Genomic DNA, 15,649 nt, shown 5'->3' with positions numbered 1-15,649 from the left:
AAATAATAAACCCGCTATCTCAAAGATGGCGGGTTTTTTGTTGTCCGGATTTTGAAACTGAAACCGCCGATCAGCTGATCTCGACCGGGAAGCTGCGCTCTCCATCAAAGTAATTCCAGATATGTGAGGCCACCGGACCCAAATGGTGGTTGCCAGGCTTGGCAAGGCAGATTGACAGACTGATCTGCCCCAGAGTTGGAAGTGGCTTCAAAACGCCCTCAGAAAGCTCCTGAGTAATCATATGACGGGGGAGGCGCCCCAGCCTAGTCCTGATGTGATCAGGTCCTTCTTGGCCTGCAAATCCGTCACATACCACTTCGGCGCATCTGAAAGCAGGCCGCTGTCCGGTGATTGGGCATCAGAGGACTTCACCACGATCTGAGGATGCTCAGCCAAACTAGCTCGCGTGAGCGAATGCGGGGCAACATCTCCAATCAAAACATCAGAGATGACAAGGGGCACATCCATGTTCGTTATGGGCTTGTAGTCCAATGACGCATTGCAAGTGGAGGCGGCGAAGATGGCCATGTCGACAGCTTCGGACAGGAGCATGCGCTCCCCTGAGGCTACTTCTACATCAAGATGGATCGTTGTCTGAGGGAACCTGGTGCGGAGGGAATGTAGGTACCTAAGTATTTGCTTTAATATCTGAAATATGTCAAAGAATCTCTTTAGAGAGCAAAAATACATGATCTATTATTTAGCGAAATGCAAACACTGCATTACAGAGCAGTATCTTCGTAGTTCACCAAACTTAAGGCGGCTATTTTGAAAATCGGGGTGTTTACTAAAGGGCTTTGGTATCAAAGAAGGGAAATTGAACGTATATCAGGTTATTCAGTTGTATTTTGCAAAGGGCACAATGACATAACAAGTGACTTCGTCGCAATAGCTGGCTGGGGATACAAGGAATCAGCCGACTTTGCTCGCAAAGTCTCTAAGGATACACTTTGCCCATATTGGGCATTAGAAGATGGGTTTATCAGAGCGATCACACCTGGCGTTGCTGAGCCCAGCAGTTCTATGATTATAGATAGGCAAGGTATATATTATGATGCACGTTCTCAGAGTGAGTTACAAACTTTGTTTGATGAATGTATTGAACTGGAGGGAGCAAAAATAAAAATTGCTGCTGAGGCAAGGTGTTTATTGAGAAAACTTGAGATATCTAAGTATAATAATTTCATTCCCGGAAGGTTGCCTTCTTCTCTAAAAGGTTTCTGTGATAGTAAATCAATACTGTTAATTGATCAGACGATGGGTGATTTTTCAATTCGCGGTGCAATTGCTAGCTCAAAAGAATTTGAAAAGATGGTCAGCAGCGCTTTAATGAGGGACGATGTTGACAATATCATTATAAAAACCCATCCAGACGTAGTGGCGGGTTTGAAAAAAGGAATGCTAAAACATCCAATTGATGACCCTCGCGTGACTTGCCTTTCTGAAAATGTTTCGCCTTGGATTTTGTTAGAGTGTGTATGTGAGGTTCATACAGTATCTAGCCAACTCGGTTTTGAGGCATTAGTTGCTGGAAAGGAGGTGCATTGTTGGGGAATGCCTTTTTATGCTGGTCGTGGTTTGACGGTTGATCACTCAAATAACACCGTCAAGAGGTGTAAGAATGCATGTGTAGAACAGCTAGTATACGCGATATACTTTAGGTATTGCTCGTATTTTGATCATTGGAGTCGAATGCCAATAGATTTTTTTAAGGCCGTTGAACAATTAGCATACTTGCGAAGTATGTATAATAAGAAACCTTTTAAAATACCTAGCTTCTTACCCCGGGAATTAAAAACATTGTACTATGGCAAAATACTAAAGCCGGAAAGGTCATAATATCTGATTGAGTTACTTTTTTGTAAGCTATTCATTCCGAGTTCAGCTTCTTCGAAGAGGTAATTCAACGAGTTGAGTTGTTGATCTAGTTCTTAGTTAGTATGTATGAAATCAATTAATCTGATTTTGTTGGTGTTCAATGATTATATCGACAACCTGATGCACAGTTAGGCGATCTCCGCTGATTGGGTTAAAATAAGTTGCGTACTCAACATAGGCTATATATAGCAACTCTTCTATTGTAAGTGTTTTCATTCTACGGGAGAAGTTCATTTGATCATTTGTAAGGCCCCAGCCTGCATAAAACGGTGCTCCAAAAGTGGTAACTCTTTTTCCTTTCAGAAGAGCCTCAAATCCACCTAATGATGAAATTGTGTAAACTTCGTTTGCATTGCAGATCGCATTCGCAATAGAAACTGATATGGGGACTTCTTTTACGCCAGAATAAGCGTTAACATCAACATAGCCTGGTCGACCTCGATTGCTCAAACAGTCTGGATGCTGCTTAAAATAAATCTCAGTATCAGGGTGGTCTGCTATTGCTCGTTCAAGCAGCTCTGCGTTTGTGGATATCACGCTCGGATTGCGCAAAATAGATTGATCATTTTCTACTTGTCCCAAGACTAAAATACCGGTGCCGTCTACTTCTCTGTTTGAATAATAGTGGGGTTGAGCGATAATGTTATACTTACAGATACCAAAATCTTGCAGCTTGGACAATAGTCGAGAAGCATCTTGCTTCTGTTCAGAAGAAAGTTTCGTGCAATCAAATTTATTTATTAAATCCTCTAAGTCGGATGGTGTGCTTCCATCGAAATGAGCTCCCTTGCTATCGATGCACAAAGACCATGGCATAACATGATCTACACCCAAGCCGACCGAACGAATAAAGCCATCTTCCATCCGCCAGATTGATAGATTATCAAATGCCGATAAATCGATATTATTATCTTGATCTTTAAACGACCACACCACAATTTTTAACTTGTAGTTAAGTAATAATTTTGCAACTACGCGTATTAAAATGTAGTGATTTGCAAAAATCACGGGGCTGTCTTTGAAGTAGCTCCTAACAAATTTTTTTTTCCAGGCACTAAATCCGATGGCAATGATGATTACATTGTTGGGCTGATAGTTGTAGAAATGTCGCAATACTAGTAGGGAAAGCGATTTTTTCAATATAGATCTTATGTTATTTAATGATTTAAGTAAAAATCTCAACGAGCAAGTGTCCTTTTTTAGTATAGTTATATAATGTACATGTTTAATTGTGATCTTGAATTGCATTCAACGAGAAATAACGAAGAGAATGGCAGCAATGTATAGCTTCCATGCCGTCCATTATCAGTTTAAATGTAATTAGTAGCAATCTTGTCATGAGAGGATGCCCAAAAAATGGGGATACTTTTTTGTTGCATTTCAGTGAACTTGCTCTGGAAACAACAAGGATGCATTAATGCCCCGGTATTTTTAATGTGAGACTTTGATCATGGCTATATTGGTCTGCAGCGTAGATGCTTTTCCTCATATTGGTGGTATCTCTGTAATGGCACACGAGCTGTGTAACGCCTTTCAAAGTGAGGGGCAGCAAACATACTTTCTTGGTCCTTCGGGTGTTTCTATGCCCGATGATCGAGATTGTAAATACGTTATAATAGAAGATAGGAAATCCCAAAAAAAAATTCGTCATGGTGCGCATGCAATTAATGAAGACAAGCGAATACGAGACAGTGTCGCAGAAATCATAAGAGAGCATTCAATAGAGCGCATAATCGCACTACATCCATTTTACTATGGAATTGGTGCTCTCGCTGCTGCACGTGCTCTAAATATTCCATTTAGTGTGTATTTTCATGGCTTTGAGCTGAAAAGTCAGATGATCGCTGGGAGCTGAGTAGTTGTGAGACGCCGGTCTGGAGCAAGATGTCGCAAACGTTACCTAATCGAACACATTACTTAATTTCTCACGCTGATGAGATTTTGACTAATAGTAATTACACGAAAAATTTAGTGAGGGAGGTTGAGGGTAATACCTTCACTAAGGTAACGGGCTGCGGGATTTCGAAAGAAAAGTATGAGGAAGTGCTGCGCGAAAATTCCAGATATGATCGTGCTGATAAATTAAGAAAAAGACTTAATATTGCTTACTGTAAATATTTTTGGGGGAAGGATACTATACTGCTGTCGTATGTCGGCAGATTGTCTCACGAAAAAAATGTTGAACGTATTATCGATATCTGTAATGAGGATTCACAATTTGTTGCGATCATTGCTGGGGTAGGCCCCAAAGAGGAAGCCCTAAAAAAGAGAGTGAATGACTTAGGATTATCCGATCGTGTTGTTTTTGCAGGTAGGGTGACTGAAGGTGAAAAGTGGGATATCTGGCAGGCCTCTGATTTCGGCATGCTAATGTCTGAGCCCAACGAAGAAACAGGCAATGTTGAAGGGTTTGGCATTGTATTATTGGAATGCGCAGTGTGTGGTGCGATACCAATATGTTCTGGTGTTGGAGGTATGGTCGATTGTGTCGAAGATGGGCAGACTGGCAGAATATTCGCACCGACACTTTCTGCGTCTGAAGTGGCATTCCAATTAAAGCGCCTTTTTGACGATCAACCTGAAATGCAAAGATTGGTAAGTAATGCGCAAAAACAAGTTTCTGAAAAATTTAATTGGGAGGCGATCGCGAAAGAGATTCTTAAGTATCCTCCTGCTGTTAGGGGTGCGAAAATCATGTTAGAAAAAACATTTTTACATCATTATTTGACTAAGATGAGCAACGTCTTAAGAAAAAAAAGAAAATAATTTGATGAAAAGTAAGATATTTGAACTGGTTGCGATATCGGATAGGTATCCTCCCAATAATTTCGGTGGAGCCGAAATTAGCCTGCATACATTAATGAAGACCATAGCCTCAGAAGGTAAAAATATTACGGTTGTGTCTTTGATGGGTGAGGGGCATAATTTAAATTATTATTCCCATGAAGGGGTTCAGGTGATCGAGATCCCTGCGCAAGCTCCATGGCCTTTTCATAAGTTTACGCTGAGTAGATTTAAAAGAATTTCTGCAGTTCCTTTTGTGTTTAAATTGGTCCGCGGTTTGTTAGCAATTAGGCACATTTATAAATTTAGAAAAATTAATTTACTAGATCGAATTAAGTTACTGTGGCTATATCGCTCAGGAAAAATAAAGGGTGGCTTGTCGATTGATCAGCAAGTGATGATTGAGGGGTTTTCCGCAAAGGCCCTTCGGAAACTGTTTTTAGGCAGTGAAATTCAAATTCTTTATCTTGATAACTTTCGAGCAATCTGTACCGCGAGTCGGCTTAGTAGTGATGCATTAGCTTTGATGATTCGAGATCATAGATTTAACTGCGCAAAGTATGACCAGTCATGTTGTGTAAGTAAAGTAGAATGTGAGCTTTGTGATCTTGCTTGTGCTGAGGTTGACTTTAAAAGTAGGGCCAAGCTTATGAAAAAGGTTCTTAGGTTTAACACAGAATTTCGTGCAGATTGCCTCAAGAAACGGGGAACCCCGATTGTTACGAGTCAATACCTAAAAGAAAAAGTGTCAAAGCATCATAACCTGAAGCATATCAAAAAAGTTCCTAATGTAGCTACAGTGCCTAAGGGGCAAATGCTTGACATCGAAAACGATACAGGCAGTTTTAGGGTGTTGAACGTTGGCATGATAAACGAAAACAAAGGCCAGTTTGACTTGATCGCTGAGTTGTCTGAGAAGATTGCCGAGCATGATGACATAAAGATTCAATTTGCAGGTCGCGGAGATCGTCTCGAGCGGCAAATCAGACAGATCGCAAAGCAAAATGGCATTCAAAATCAGATAGAGTTTTTAGGCTTTTTGAGTCGTGAAGAAATTTTTCGCGCTTATGCGCGGGCGGACGTTGTAATTTCGACTGCTATTTGGCCTGAGCCATTTGGACGAGTGCCGCTCGAAGCTGGGTTGATGAAGAAGCCTATGGTCGCGTTTGCTGTTGGTGGGTTATGTGAAAGTATCGTTGATGGTGAGACTGGTTTTTTAGTTCCTCCCACTGATTTTAATGCTTTTTGGGATAGAGTACTGACGTTGAAGTACAACAAGGATATGAGGCGAGAGTTTGGGGAAAACGCTATGCGATTTATCTCAAGTAACTATAACCTTAAGGTGAGTTCTCAGTTACTCTACGACATTCTTTACGGGGATGCGAGTGAGACTAAAGAAAAATCAAGAGAGTTGCAATTCACAGTCAACTAGTGCTCCACTGTGCGTATGGTGTTCTCGATTTGGTTGTTGCTGGCAGGGGGTCAGTTTTTTGCGATTGAAGTGATGTTGCTGATGATACGGTCCAAAAAACGCTGAGTTTGCATATTTCGCCAATATGGTAATTGCATTTAAGTTTAAGATGTGTTTTCGACTGAAGCTTATGCTGGTTGTGCTCTGCATTAGAAATGAGTTCACTATTGAAACTAGTCACTTACGGTCAGAAGGGTTTCTGATATATGGGGCTAGAGAGTAGCAGTTGCGAACACGCCTTCAGGGAGTTTTAGGGATGCTTAAAGCGATAAGAAAAATACCTATCGGATGATGGAATTTTTGTCAGCTGAATCATAGGCGCATCCTATGCTGTGTAATAAGTGCATAAGCACAATATTTAATAAAAGAGACAACGATGGACGTTTCAAAATCAAAGGCCGGATTTAAAAATTTCCTCAAATCGGCGGATTTGTACTGGGGGCGTACTAGCGCTGAAAAGAAAGTGGATGCAGGCTATATTATCTGCGATTTGTTCCATCATGATCCCCGTCTCGCAATGCGTGGGTTAACCATCTCAAAGGCAATACAACAAAAATGGGGTTGTGGCATAAAATGCCTTGTTGGAACTACTGATCTTTGGCGTGATGTAGTGTTAGTTGAATATGATCTACAGTCAGCTCAAGAAATGGCACGTTCATTTCATGTAAATGAATGTATTGATGTCTTAAGTAATAGTCGAACCGGTAATTTCCGACTAACAAATGAACAAAGGCAGATGATCTCGGATCTCCGTGCGGGTAGAGTTCAGGATGTAGAGAAATTGTTTTTCGTAGATGGATTTAATATCGGGCATCACATTTCTACGACATATCAACGCCTTCACAAGACACCGAGCTTATCTTATAAACATTATGTTGAAGATAAGTTTTTGTCTTTGGTTAGAGAGACGTTCGATTTATATAATTCTTATTATGATTTGGTGGCTTCAGGTAAAGTGAAGTGTTTTGTTACTTCGCATACCGATTATAATATTTGGGGTATATTAGCTGATCTTTGTATTCAAAATGATATTCCTGTTTTTCACTATCACTCTACTACGGATGTGAAGATTTTTTCATATTTTCCTGAGAGTTTTGATGTTGAAAAAACTTTTCGAGAAAATTATGCGATAAACAGTGGGCGATACTTCAAAGAAAATATTGCTCCTTATATGGATTACTGGAAAGATGGTATTGAGAGAGTATTGTATTCTAATAAAATGGATTTTTCTCGGCCAAGCTGGTGGTTGAATGGGAGGATTCGATTAAGTTCCACTAATGAGAAGGCTTATCTTAGAAAAGTTGGGCTGGATTACTTTAATTGGGATGATAGTAAACCCGTTTATGTTTTGTTTCTGCATTCTTTAACTGATGCGCTTTATAATAATTTTGAAATTTATCATGGATATAAGGAGTGGGTTGAGGAGACACTTAAGATAGCTCAAAGCATGCCGCATGTGAATTGGGTTATTCGGAATCATCCAGCCTCTCCAGCATACGATAGTACGGACCAATTTGAAATTTGGGCAGAGCAGTATCAGTCGCACAATATTGCGTTTAGTCGCGCGCGAGAATTTGATAAATCTATGCTTTGGTCTATCTGTGATCTCGCAATCACTGTTCGAGGGAGTATCTCTAATGAATTGCCCTCGTATGGATTCCCAATTATTCAGGCTGGACACTCCGAGATGTCACATTGTGGCTTTTCGCGTGTTGCTTTGACAAAAGAGCACTATCGCGAGATGCTTGAGGCTGGCCCATTTGTGGTTACTGAAGAAGAGGTCAAGCTTGCGCGGTTATGGATGTATACCTATCGCAACTTAACTCACGTGAAGTCGCCCATTATCCCAACATACTCCTTAGGGAAAACGGATACTTTATTTTATATTTCGCGAATGAACATGTCTGTTTATCAAGTTGAGGATGATGATGTATTTCGCCATGTGGCGACTATGATCGAGAGGAGAGATCCTGCACTTTATAGATATGATCTTCTTGATGAGGCAAAAGCTGCAAAAAATAGAGACCTAGAGAGGTATGTAGTTTCTCATCCTCTCTCAACACAATATTGTGAGCCTATGAGGCAAACCAACTTGGACTTGACGGTGTCTTGTACCAGCAAGGCGTCAGATGCCAGTTTTGAGTTGGAGGCAGTTTCTAGTTTCTTTGATGGGTTCTCTCGGGCTCATGAGTGGGGGCGTTGGACGACAAAGAAACATGCTTCGGCAATGTTTATATTGGGAGAGGAGATTACTTCTGACCTAGAACTCGCTATTGTTGCAAAAGCAATGGTGTTTTCATCTGAAAAGGCAGGGGTAATTTTGCCGGGCGCTGAACATGCAAGAATTCTGCATTTGCCAATTGACGTTTGTGTGAATGGGAGAAAGCTACAAACAATTCATTTTCATGGCGACCATGAGGGCGACAAGTTTCGAACTTATCGTATGATAGTGCCAAAAGAAATTCTTGAAAATGAGCGTTGCATTTTTGTGAGTTTTAAAATTCCAATAGAAGGTAGAACTTTGAAGTCTATGGGCGATCCTAGACAAGACACTCGCGAGCTAGGTTTGGGATTGCAGGGATTTAGTATTTCCAAGGTTAATGCTTTGCCCGACCATAAGGTGATTGGGGAAGACGTTCTGTTCGATAGTGCGGTCGGTATGAATCAGGTTCAAGGATTTGCTGAACCCAGTCGGAATAGGCGTTGGACTGACAGTTTGACACCAAGTGCCTGCGTTTTTTACAAGGACTTGTCACGCGATAATGGCGATAAACTCCTTAAGATAACTAGTAGTTCCACCTATCTTTTCCCTCCTGCTAAAGGTGAAGAGAGAGTCAGGGACTGGTCTAGAAAGTTGGTTGCTTTGGGTGATGGCATGTATCGAAAAATAATTAAAAAGAAAAAACGGAAAAGAAATGTGACTGCTTTGCCGTCCTATATGGATGTCGATGTATTTGTTGAGAACCAGAAAATAGGATCTCTTTCTTACAATTACCAGGATGATGCAAATAATACAGTTACTAAGATGTTGCCAATCCCAAGTAATATAAAATTTGATACTAATTTTGCTGACATCAAGTTTAGGCTGAGTTCGTCAGGGAATAGCGCTATTTTTCCTTCGTCAAAACATAAGGTAGATGATTTGCGCATCGCTATTTCATCTATCTGCATTGACCGTGATCATATCGTTTAAGTTGTTGTTTTTAGAACTTATGTGAGATTGCTTTATGGCTAATATTCCAGTTATTGTGCAAGCAAGAATGACGTCATCTCGGTTGCCGGGAAAAGTAATGAAGCCCTTTGGTGGGGCAACTTTTCTTGAAAGTTGTCTTGATCGCTGTGCTGAGGTTGAAGGAATAAGCGAAGTTATTTGTGCGACCACTGAGGGGGCAGAGTGCGACGGTATTGAAAATCTGTGCCATAAGCGTGGATATCGAGTACATCGAGGTGATGAGTTTGATGTTTTAGGCCGTTACTATAATGCAGCTAAAGCTGTAAAGGCAGATGCAGTAATGCGCATCACGAGCGATTGTCCGCTTGCCGATCCTGGTGTTGCGCATGAAATTCTGGTTAGCTTTCTCGAGGGAGGGGCCGATTTGGTCACAACAAACATCCCCGTTAGCTGGCCGATTGGGTTGGATGTAGAAGTGTTTACATTTGATGCTCTCGAAGAGGCGTTTTTTGAAGCGCAACATCCTTTTGAGAGGGAGCACGTTAGTCCCTTCATACGTCATCGTCCCATGCGATATCGCTTGAAGAACCATCCATGCCCAATCGAAGGGCTATCGCATTGGCGAATGACGCTCGATACTGCAGACGATTTAGAATTTTTCTATAAACTTGAAGAAGAGTATTCAGGCGATTTAATGAAATCAACCTGGCGTGAAGTTACTTCATTTTTGCAGGAAAGAAACGACATCGTTCGGATCAATTCAGATATCTGAGTAAACTGACGTTTGCATTTTTTTTCCAATTGATTTTCTGCTTCGTTTCAATCAAAAGATGCAACAGATTCCAATCGAAAGTTAACTAGTGCAGAGATTGATAGAAGGCATTCATGGCAAACGAAATTGGTATGCATGAGTTCGACAAAAATCGTGTCGATCTAAATGATAAAGTAATTTTGATTACTGGTGGGACTGGCTCGTTCGGGAAGCAGTTTTCTCGTACGATTATATCGAATTGGAATCCGAGAAAGCTCATTATATACTCTCGTGATGAACTTAAACAGTTTGAAATGGCAAACGAGCTACGAGCAACTCTTACTGCCGCGGAGTTCTCTAAGTTTCGTTTTTTTATTGGTGATGTTCGTGATTCTAAGCGCCTGACTATGGCGATGATGGGTGTGGATTATGTGGTGCACGCTGCAGCTCTTAAGCATGTGCCTATCGCCGAGTACAACCCAATGGAATGTGTTAAGACTAACATGTTCGGTGCAGAGAATGTCATTTCTGCGGCGATTTCTCAGAATGTTGAGAAGGTTATCGCTCTTTCGACAGACAAAGCCTGTAACCCAATTAACCTGTATGGTGCAAGCAAACTAGCTTCTGATAAGACATTCGTTGCGGCAAATAACCTGGTTGGTGCGGGTAAAACAAGATTCGCAGTGGTGCGATACGGTAACGTTACAGGCTCTCGCGGTTCAGTTATTCCGTTCTTCCGTGAAATAGCAAAGCGAGGAAAAGCACTTCCGATTACTGATACTCGAATGACGCGCTTCTGGATTACCTTGCAGCAAGGTGTGAACTTTGTTTTGTCAAATTTCGAGTTAATGCATGGAGGTGAGATTTTTGTACCGAAAATTCCTAGCACCAAGATTACAGATTTGGCCAAAGTAATTGCTCCAGAACTCCCTATAAGTGAAGTTGGAATTCGTCCGGGTGAGAAGATTCATGAGATGATGATTGCTGAAGATGATGCCCATGCTACGGTGGATCTCGGAGATCGTTATGCAATTGAACCAGTGTTTGCCGAGTTTCCCCGACCATCTTTTAAAGATACCCATAATGCGCGCAGTGTTCCTGAAATGTTCTCATACTCAAGCGGGACCAATGATTGGTGGCTAAGTGAAGATGAGATGAGTTGGATGCTTAGCCAAGCGGGTGTTTAATCATCTTTAGAAGATGTAAATAGTTAACACACTGTTGGCGAGGTAAGTATGTCTGGGGTGCTTAGAGTAGCTGTTCGCGCCGATGCTGGTCATGTTATCGGCACGGGACATGTCATGCGTTGCATGAGTATTTGCGAAGAATTGCGAAAACTTGGAGCGCAGTGTGTTTTTTTTTGTAAGCGCCATCAAGGCCATTTGAGAGAACTAATATTGAAGCGTGGCTTTGATTGTATTCTACTGGAAGTGGACTCATCTTGGCGCGCTTCAGGGCATTTGTCATGGGTTGGTGGCTCTCCTGAGGATGATCTGGAGCAATTTCTTGATCAACTAAGAGGTGTCAAGCCGTTCGATCTCGTTATTATTGACCATTATGGGCTGGATGGAGAGTACGAGAAGCAAGTTCGTCGATTTGTTCCGGTTATTGCTGTTCTAGATGACTTGGCAGATAGGCCACATGATTGTGATGTTTTGGTTGATCAAAATGTTGGTCATGATGCAAGTTGTTATTTGGACTTGGTGCCAGAAGATGCACTTCTTTGTGTTGGCGAGAAGTATGCGCCATTAAGAACTGTATTTGCTGAACTTCGAGATCAATCTCTCGAAAGGCGCAATTACGCTAGTTCTCAGTTCTCCGTGCTGGTGGCGTATGGAGGAGCAGATCCTGATAACTTAACTGGCCGAACTATTGATGCACTATCTGGCTTGAGCAAAATTGCCCACGTTGATGTGGTTTTGTCCAGTATTGCAAAACATTTGCCGTCTGTGAGGGCGCTGATTGATGAGCTCTCAAATGTCACATTGCATGTAGATACTCGAGAGATGCCTGAGCTTATGCTCAATGCTGATTTCGCGATTGGTGCAGCCGGTGTAACTGCATTGGAGCGATGTGCTTTGGGGCTGCCAACACTTATGGCTATCATTGCAGCCAATCAAATCTCTACAGCCGAGTTTTTGGAACGTAAAGGCGCAGTGAAGCTACTTGGGCATGTCGATGATATTGACGCATTTAAGTTGAAGCAGGCTGTTTGTAAGCTCGTTGATGCACCTGAGGAGTTGAGTAACATGAGTCAAGCAGCCGCCGCTTTGTGTGATGGTAAAGGACTTGAGCGGATTGTTCCAAATCTCTTGAGAAAATTAAACTAAAAATTAGGATCGTTATCGTGCTGCCTTATGGACGTCAATCAATTTGTCAAGCCGACATAGATGAAGTTACGAGAGTTCTTAAAGGTGATTTCTTAACTACCGGACCAGAGGTCCCAAGTTTTGAGAGTGCCTTTGCTTCATATGTAGATGTACCATTTGCAGTTGCGTGTGCAAATGGTACTGCTGCTTTACATCTAGTTTCACTTGCACTTGGTTTGAAGCCCGGTGATCAAGTGATCGTACCAACAATGTCTTTTGTCGCGACTGCAAATGGCCCACATTATTGTGGAGCTGATATTATTTTTGCAGACGTTGATCCTGATAGCGGTTTGGTTACAGCGGATACCATCAAAGAGGCTTTAACCCGTGCTGATCTAGATCGATTGAAAGCTATTTTTGTTGTGCACCTCACCGGTGCTTCAGTTGACATGACTGGAATTTCTGATCTTGCCCGCGAGGTTTCTGTTCCTTTAGTCGAGGATGCTTGCCATGCCGTTGGAAGCAATTATCTGCTGAGTAGCGAGGCAAGAGGAAGGGTCGGTGACTGCCAATTATCTGATTTTGCAGTTTTTTCTTTTCATCCGGTGAAGACAATCACATGCGGTGAGGGGGGAATGATTACCACGCGCTCAGAAGAATATGCCTCACGGCTTAAACTGCTTCGCAACCATGGTTTAATAAGGGATTCTAACCAGTGGGTTGATGAGCGTCTTGGTTGTGACGAGGTCACCGGAGAGGTGAATCCGTGGGTGTATGAGTTACAGGTGCTTGGGTATAATTATAGACTAACCGACTTCCAAGCCGTTTTGGGTAAAAATCAGTTGCAGAAAATGTCTAATTTTGGTCCGAAAAGGCAGTTGCTCATCCAAGAGTATCGCAAGCATCTAACTAATGTAAGTCCGAATGTTGTATTAGCGAACACCGTGCTTCAGAGTGAGGCTGTTCATCATCTTGTTTCTGCTTTAATTGATTTCAGCGCTATCAAGAAAAGTCGACGTCAGGTGATGCTTGAGTTGCAAGAATACGGAATTGGTACCCAAGTTCACTATATCCCGATTCATTTTCAGCCTTACTATCGCCATAAGTATGGTTTCCTCAATCTTACTGGCGCGGAAAAATACTACGAACGTTGCCTGTCACTGCCGCTGTTTCCTGATATGTCGGTCGATGACGTCGAGTTCGTTGTTGATCGATTGATGTTAGTCACTGGCGTATGAGTGATGTTTCGGCGGAAATTGTCGCCAACCCGAGGGGATTATCTTGGTAGATTGTTCATACACGTTTCGGCCCGTAAATGCCGCTGATAAATTAGACGTCTTGAGATGGCGAAATTGTAAAGATGTTCGGCAAGCAATGCTTACCACAGATGAAATTTCACTCGAAACTCATTTGAGTTGGTGGGATAAAGCTATGGAAGATCTCTCATACCGTATGTTTATTGTTGAGCGTGAAGGTGTTCCTATATCCGTAACGTATTACATGGGGGTCGCACGAGGCGATGCGGCTTGGTGGGGGTTCTACTTGACCGATCAGGGTTTGGAGACTCAAGCAGATCTGCTCGACGTCTGGGCTCATGTGGAAACCGCTGGCATTATCTATCCGTTTAAATACATGAATGTAAAGTCGATCTTTTGCGAGGTTCGAACTGAGAACACGTCTGTTTTAAGTTGGCACAAACGCTTTGGATTCGAAGTGCTTCCTCAGGAAGTTTCAGCTAATACTAAGAATTATGATCTTGTAGTGAAGGGGCTGTCAAGGGAGCGTTATTCGACTTTACTGCAAAGGGGGCTTTATAAGCGTGGAGCCAAAGTCGACTTTCAATGTCATCCGTTTGATGACTAAAGTGAAGCTTTGCCTTTAAGAAAGCGGCGGAAATTATGAGTAACACTTACTTAATTGCATCCACTAAACAATGGAATATTGATGCTTTTATGCAAGAACGGCATCGTTTCAGTGGTAGTTGGAGCATAATCACTAGCAATGAAGATCTTACAGACGAGCTGTTGTCCGCACTTTCTCCTCGCTATGTATTTTTTCTACATTGGAATTGGATTGTTCCTGCTAGCATTCTTTCATCACATGAATGCGTTTGTTTTCATATGACTGACGTTCCTTTTGGCAGGGGGGGCAGCCCTTTGCAGAATTTGATTGCTCGCGGGTTTGAAACAACACAGTTATCAGCGTTAAAAATGACTGAAGAATTAGATGCTGGACCTGTTTATCGCAAAGAAGAGTTGTTTTTAGGCGGTTCTGCAGATGAGATTTTTCATAGATCCGCACGAGTGGCTATAGATATCATTGATTGGATGGTCGAAAATGAACCCGTCCCGGTGGAGCAAGTTGGCAAAGTGACTAAATTTGCGCGGCGAAGACCAGCGCAAAGCATGATCACATGATGTTGGGATTGATGAGGTTTACAATCATATTCGAATGCTTGATGCAGAGGGTTACCCTTCTGCTTTTATGGAACACGGTGGGCTTAGATTTGAGTTCAAAAATGCGCGTTTAGTAGATAACTGCGTCGATGCAACTGTAAGTATAAGAAGAAATCTTAATAACAAGGATGAAGTACAATGAGCGAAGTAGTAGCTGCTATTGTTGCTCACGCTGATGATGAAGCGCTTGGATGCGGTGGTACACTGGCTAAACATGTCGCAAGTGGTGATAGCGTATATGTAGTCTTTGTTGCGGACGGTACTGGCTCTCGCTCTGAGGGCCAGAGTGAGGGTGCGCTTGCTTTGCAGCAGAGACAAAGGGCAGCGATTGATGCAGTTTCGAAAATAGGTGCCCAGTCGCCAATATTTCTGGATTTGCCAGACAATCAATTGGATGCATTGTCTCTACTCGAAGTCATCAAAACACTAGAACCAGTCCTGACTGAGATTGATCCGACGATCATATACACACATCATGGTGGCGACTTAAACATTGATCACAGGACGGTTTGTCAAGCAGTTATGACCATTTTTCGTCCGATGCCTAGTAGTGGTGTTAAAGCGATTTATGGTTTTGAGACGATGTCTAGCACTGAGTGGCGTTTTGACGAGCCGCGAGCACATTTTACCCCGAACAGATACGTTGACGTCTCTAATACATTCGAGAAAAAAGTTGCAGCTCTTAGAGCTTATGATATTGAGATGCGAGAGTTTCCTCACCCCCGATCGATAAAAGCAGTTGAAGCACTGGCGACGTATAGAGGGGCAACTGTGGGCTGCACTTTGGCGGAGGCCTTTACGGTACTACGCCAGGTCGATTTTTAAGAG

16 protein-coding genes are annotated in these 15,649 nt (G+C 42.3%); 13 read left to right on the top strand and 3 right to left on the bottom strand.

Going from position 1 to position 15,649, the window contains the following annotated elements; translation table 11 throughout:
- Nucleotides 1-70 precede the first annotated feature (70 nt).
- Together JCM12308_RS30765 and JCM12308_RS30760 are read right to left on the bottom strand one after the other, a co-directional pair.
- Nucleotides 71-241, bottom strand: a complete 171-nt coding sequence (locus tag JCM12308_RS30765; protein ID WP_208609135.1) for a hypothetical protein — start codon at nt 239-241, stop codon at nt 71-73.
- Nucleotides 238-552 carry a type 2 periplasmic-binding domain-containing protein gene (locus JCM12308_RS30760; RefSeq protein WP_208609134.1) on the bottom strand — a complete coding sequence of 105 codons (315 nt, stop codon included), beginning with the start codon at nt 550-552 and terminating at the stop codon, nt 238-240. The genes JCM12308_RS30765 and JCM12308_RS30760 overlap by 4 nt, the downstream gene beginning before the upstream one ends.
- 216 nt (nt 553-768) lie before the next feature.
- On the opposite strand from JCM12308_RS30760, the gene JCM12308_RS21720 reads away from it, so the two are divergent.
- Nucleotides 769-1,839: a capsular polysaccharide export protein, LipB/KpsS family gene (locus JCM12308_RS21720; RefSeq protein ID WP_083417194.1), complete on the top strand. Its 1,071-nt coding sequence runs from the start codon at nt 769-771 to the stop codon at nt 1,837-1,839.
- Between the two features lie 111 nt (nt 1,840-1,950).
- On the opposite strand, the gene JCM12308_RS21715 is transcribed toward JCM12308_RS21720, so the two are convergent.
- Nucleotides 1,951-3,018: a capsular polysaccharide export protein, LipB/KpsS family gene (locus JCM12308_RS21715; protein ID WP_164845343.1), complete on the bottom strand. Its 1,068-nt coding sequence runs from the start codon at nt 3,016-3,018 to the stop codon at nt 1,951-1,953.
- A gap of 310 nt (nt 3,019-3,328) precedes the next feature.
- Here JCM12308_RS21715 and JCM12308_RS21710 point away from each other — a divergent pair, with 310 nt between their 5' ends.
- The 12 genes from JCM12308_RS21710 (at nt 3,329) to JCM12308_RS21655 (ending at nt 15,646) form a co-directional block, all read left to right on the top strand.
- On the top strand, nt 3,329-3,733 hold the full coding sequence (locus JCM12308_RS21710; protein ID WP_054785058.1) for a glycosyltransferase family 4 protein: 405 nt from the start codon (nt 3,329-3,331) through the stop codon (nt 3,731-3,733).
- A gap of 29 nt (nt 3,734-3,762) precedes the next feature.
- Nucleotides 3,763-4,644: a glycosyltransferase family 4 protein gene (locus JCM12308_RS21705; protein WP_054785057.1), complete on the top strand. Its 882-nt coding sequence runs from the start codon at nt 3,763-3,765 to the stop codon at nt 4,642-4,644.
- 4 nt (nt 4,645-4,648) lie between these two features.
- Nucleotides 4,649-6,094, top strand: coding sequence for a glycosyltransferase family 4 protein (locus JCM12308_RS21700; protein ID WP_083417191.1), 1,446 nt, complete (start codon nt 4,649-4,651; stop codon nt 6,092-6,094).
- 415 nt (nt 6,095-6,509) lie between these two features.
- Entirely contained in the window at nt 6,510-9,326 is a 2,817-nt protein-coding gene (locus JCM12308_RS21695; protein WP_054785055.1) for a hypothetical protein, read from the top strand.
- 34 nt (nt 9,327-9,360) lie between these two features.
- A complete protein-coding gene (locus tag JCM12308_RS21690; RefSeq protein WP_054785054.1) occupies nt 9,361-10,077 on the top strand; it encodes a cytidylyltransferase domain-containing protein in 717 nt (238 codons plus the stop codon).
- A gap of 113 nt (nt 10,078-10,190) precedes the next feature.
- Complete coding sequence (pseB, locus tag JCM12308_RS21685) at nt 10,191-11,243, top strand: UDP-N-acetylglucosamine 4,6-dehydratase (inverting) (RefSeq protein ID WP_244271984.1); 1,053 nt, start codon at nt 10,191-10,193, stop codon at nt 11,241-11,243.
- 48 nt (nt 11,244-11,291) lie between these two features.
- Complete coding sequence (pseG, locus tag JCM12308_RS21675) at nt 11,292-12,386, top strand: UDP-2,4-diacetamido-2,4,6-trideoxy-beta-L-altropyranose hydrolase (RefSeq protein WP_083417190.1); 1,095 nt, start codon at nt 11,292-11,294, stop codon at nt 12,384-12,386.
- 17 nt (nt 12,387-12,403) lie between these two features.
- The gene (pseC, locus tag JCM12308_RS21670) at nt 12,404-13,603 is read left to right on the top strand and encodes a UDP-4-amino-4,6-dideoxy-N-acetyl-beta-L-altrosamine transaminase (RefSeq protein ID WP_208609133.1); all 1,200 of its coding nucleotides are present in this window, start codon (nt 12,404-12,406) and stop codon (nt 13,601-13,603) included.
- 136 nt (nt 13,604-13,739) lie between these two features.
- The gene (locus tag JCM12308_RS21665; RefSeq protein WP_054785050.1) at nt 13,740-14,228 is read left to right on the top strand and encodes a hypothetical protein; all 489 of its coding nucleotides are present in this window, start codon (nt 13,740-13,742) and stop codon (nt 14,226-14,228) included.
- Nucleotides 14,229-14,263: 35 nt separating this feature from the next.
- Entirely contained in the window at nt 14,264-14,782 is a 519-nt protein-coding gene (locus tag JCM12308_RS21660) for a formyl transferase (protein WP_054785049.1), read from the top strand.
- Between the two features lie 7 nt (nt 14,783-14,789).
- Entirely contained in the window at nt 14,790-14,963 is a 174-nt protein-coding gene (locus JCM12308_RS33115; RefSeq protein ID WP_373282402.1) for a hypothetical protein, read from the top strand.
- Complete coding sequence (locus JCM12308_RS21655) at nt 14,960-15,646, top strand: PIG-L deacetylase family protein (protein ID WP_054785048.1); 687 nt, start codon at nt 14,960-14,962, stop codon at nt 15,644-15,646. Before JCM12308_RS33115 ends, JCM12308_RS21655 begins: the two co-directional genes overlap by 4 nt.
- Nucleotides 15,647-15,649 lie beyond the last annotated feature (3 nt).

The organism is Pseudovibrio denitrificans JCM 12308, assembly GCF_001310815.1.
Classification (GTDB): Bacteria; Pseudomonadota; Alphaproteobacteria; order Rhizobiales; family Stappiaceae; genus Pseudovibrio; species Pseudovibrio denitrificans.
Note: the sequence above shows the minus strand (reverse complement) of the source record. Positions and strands in the feature narration are given on the sequence as shown.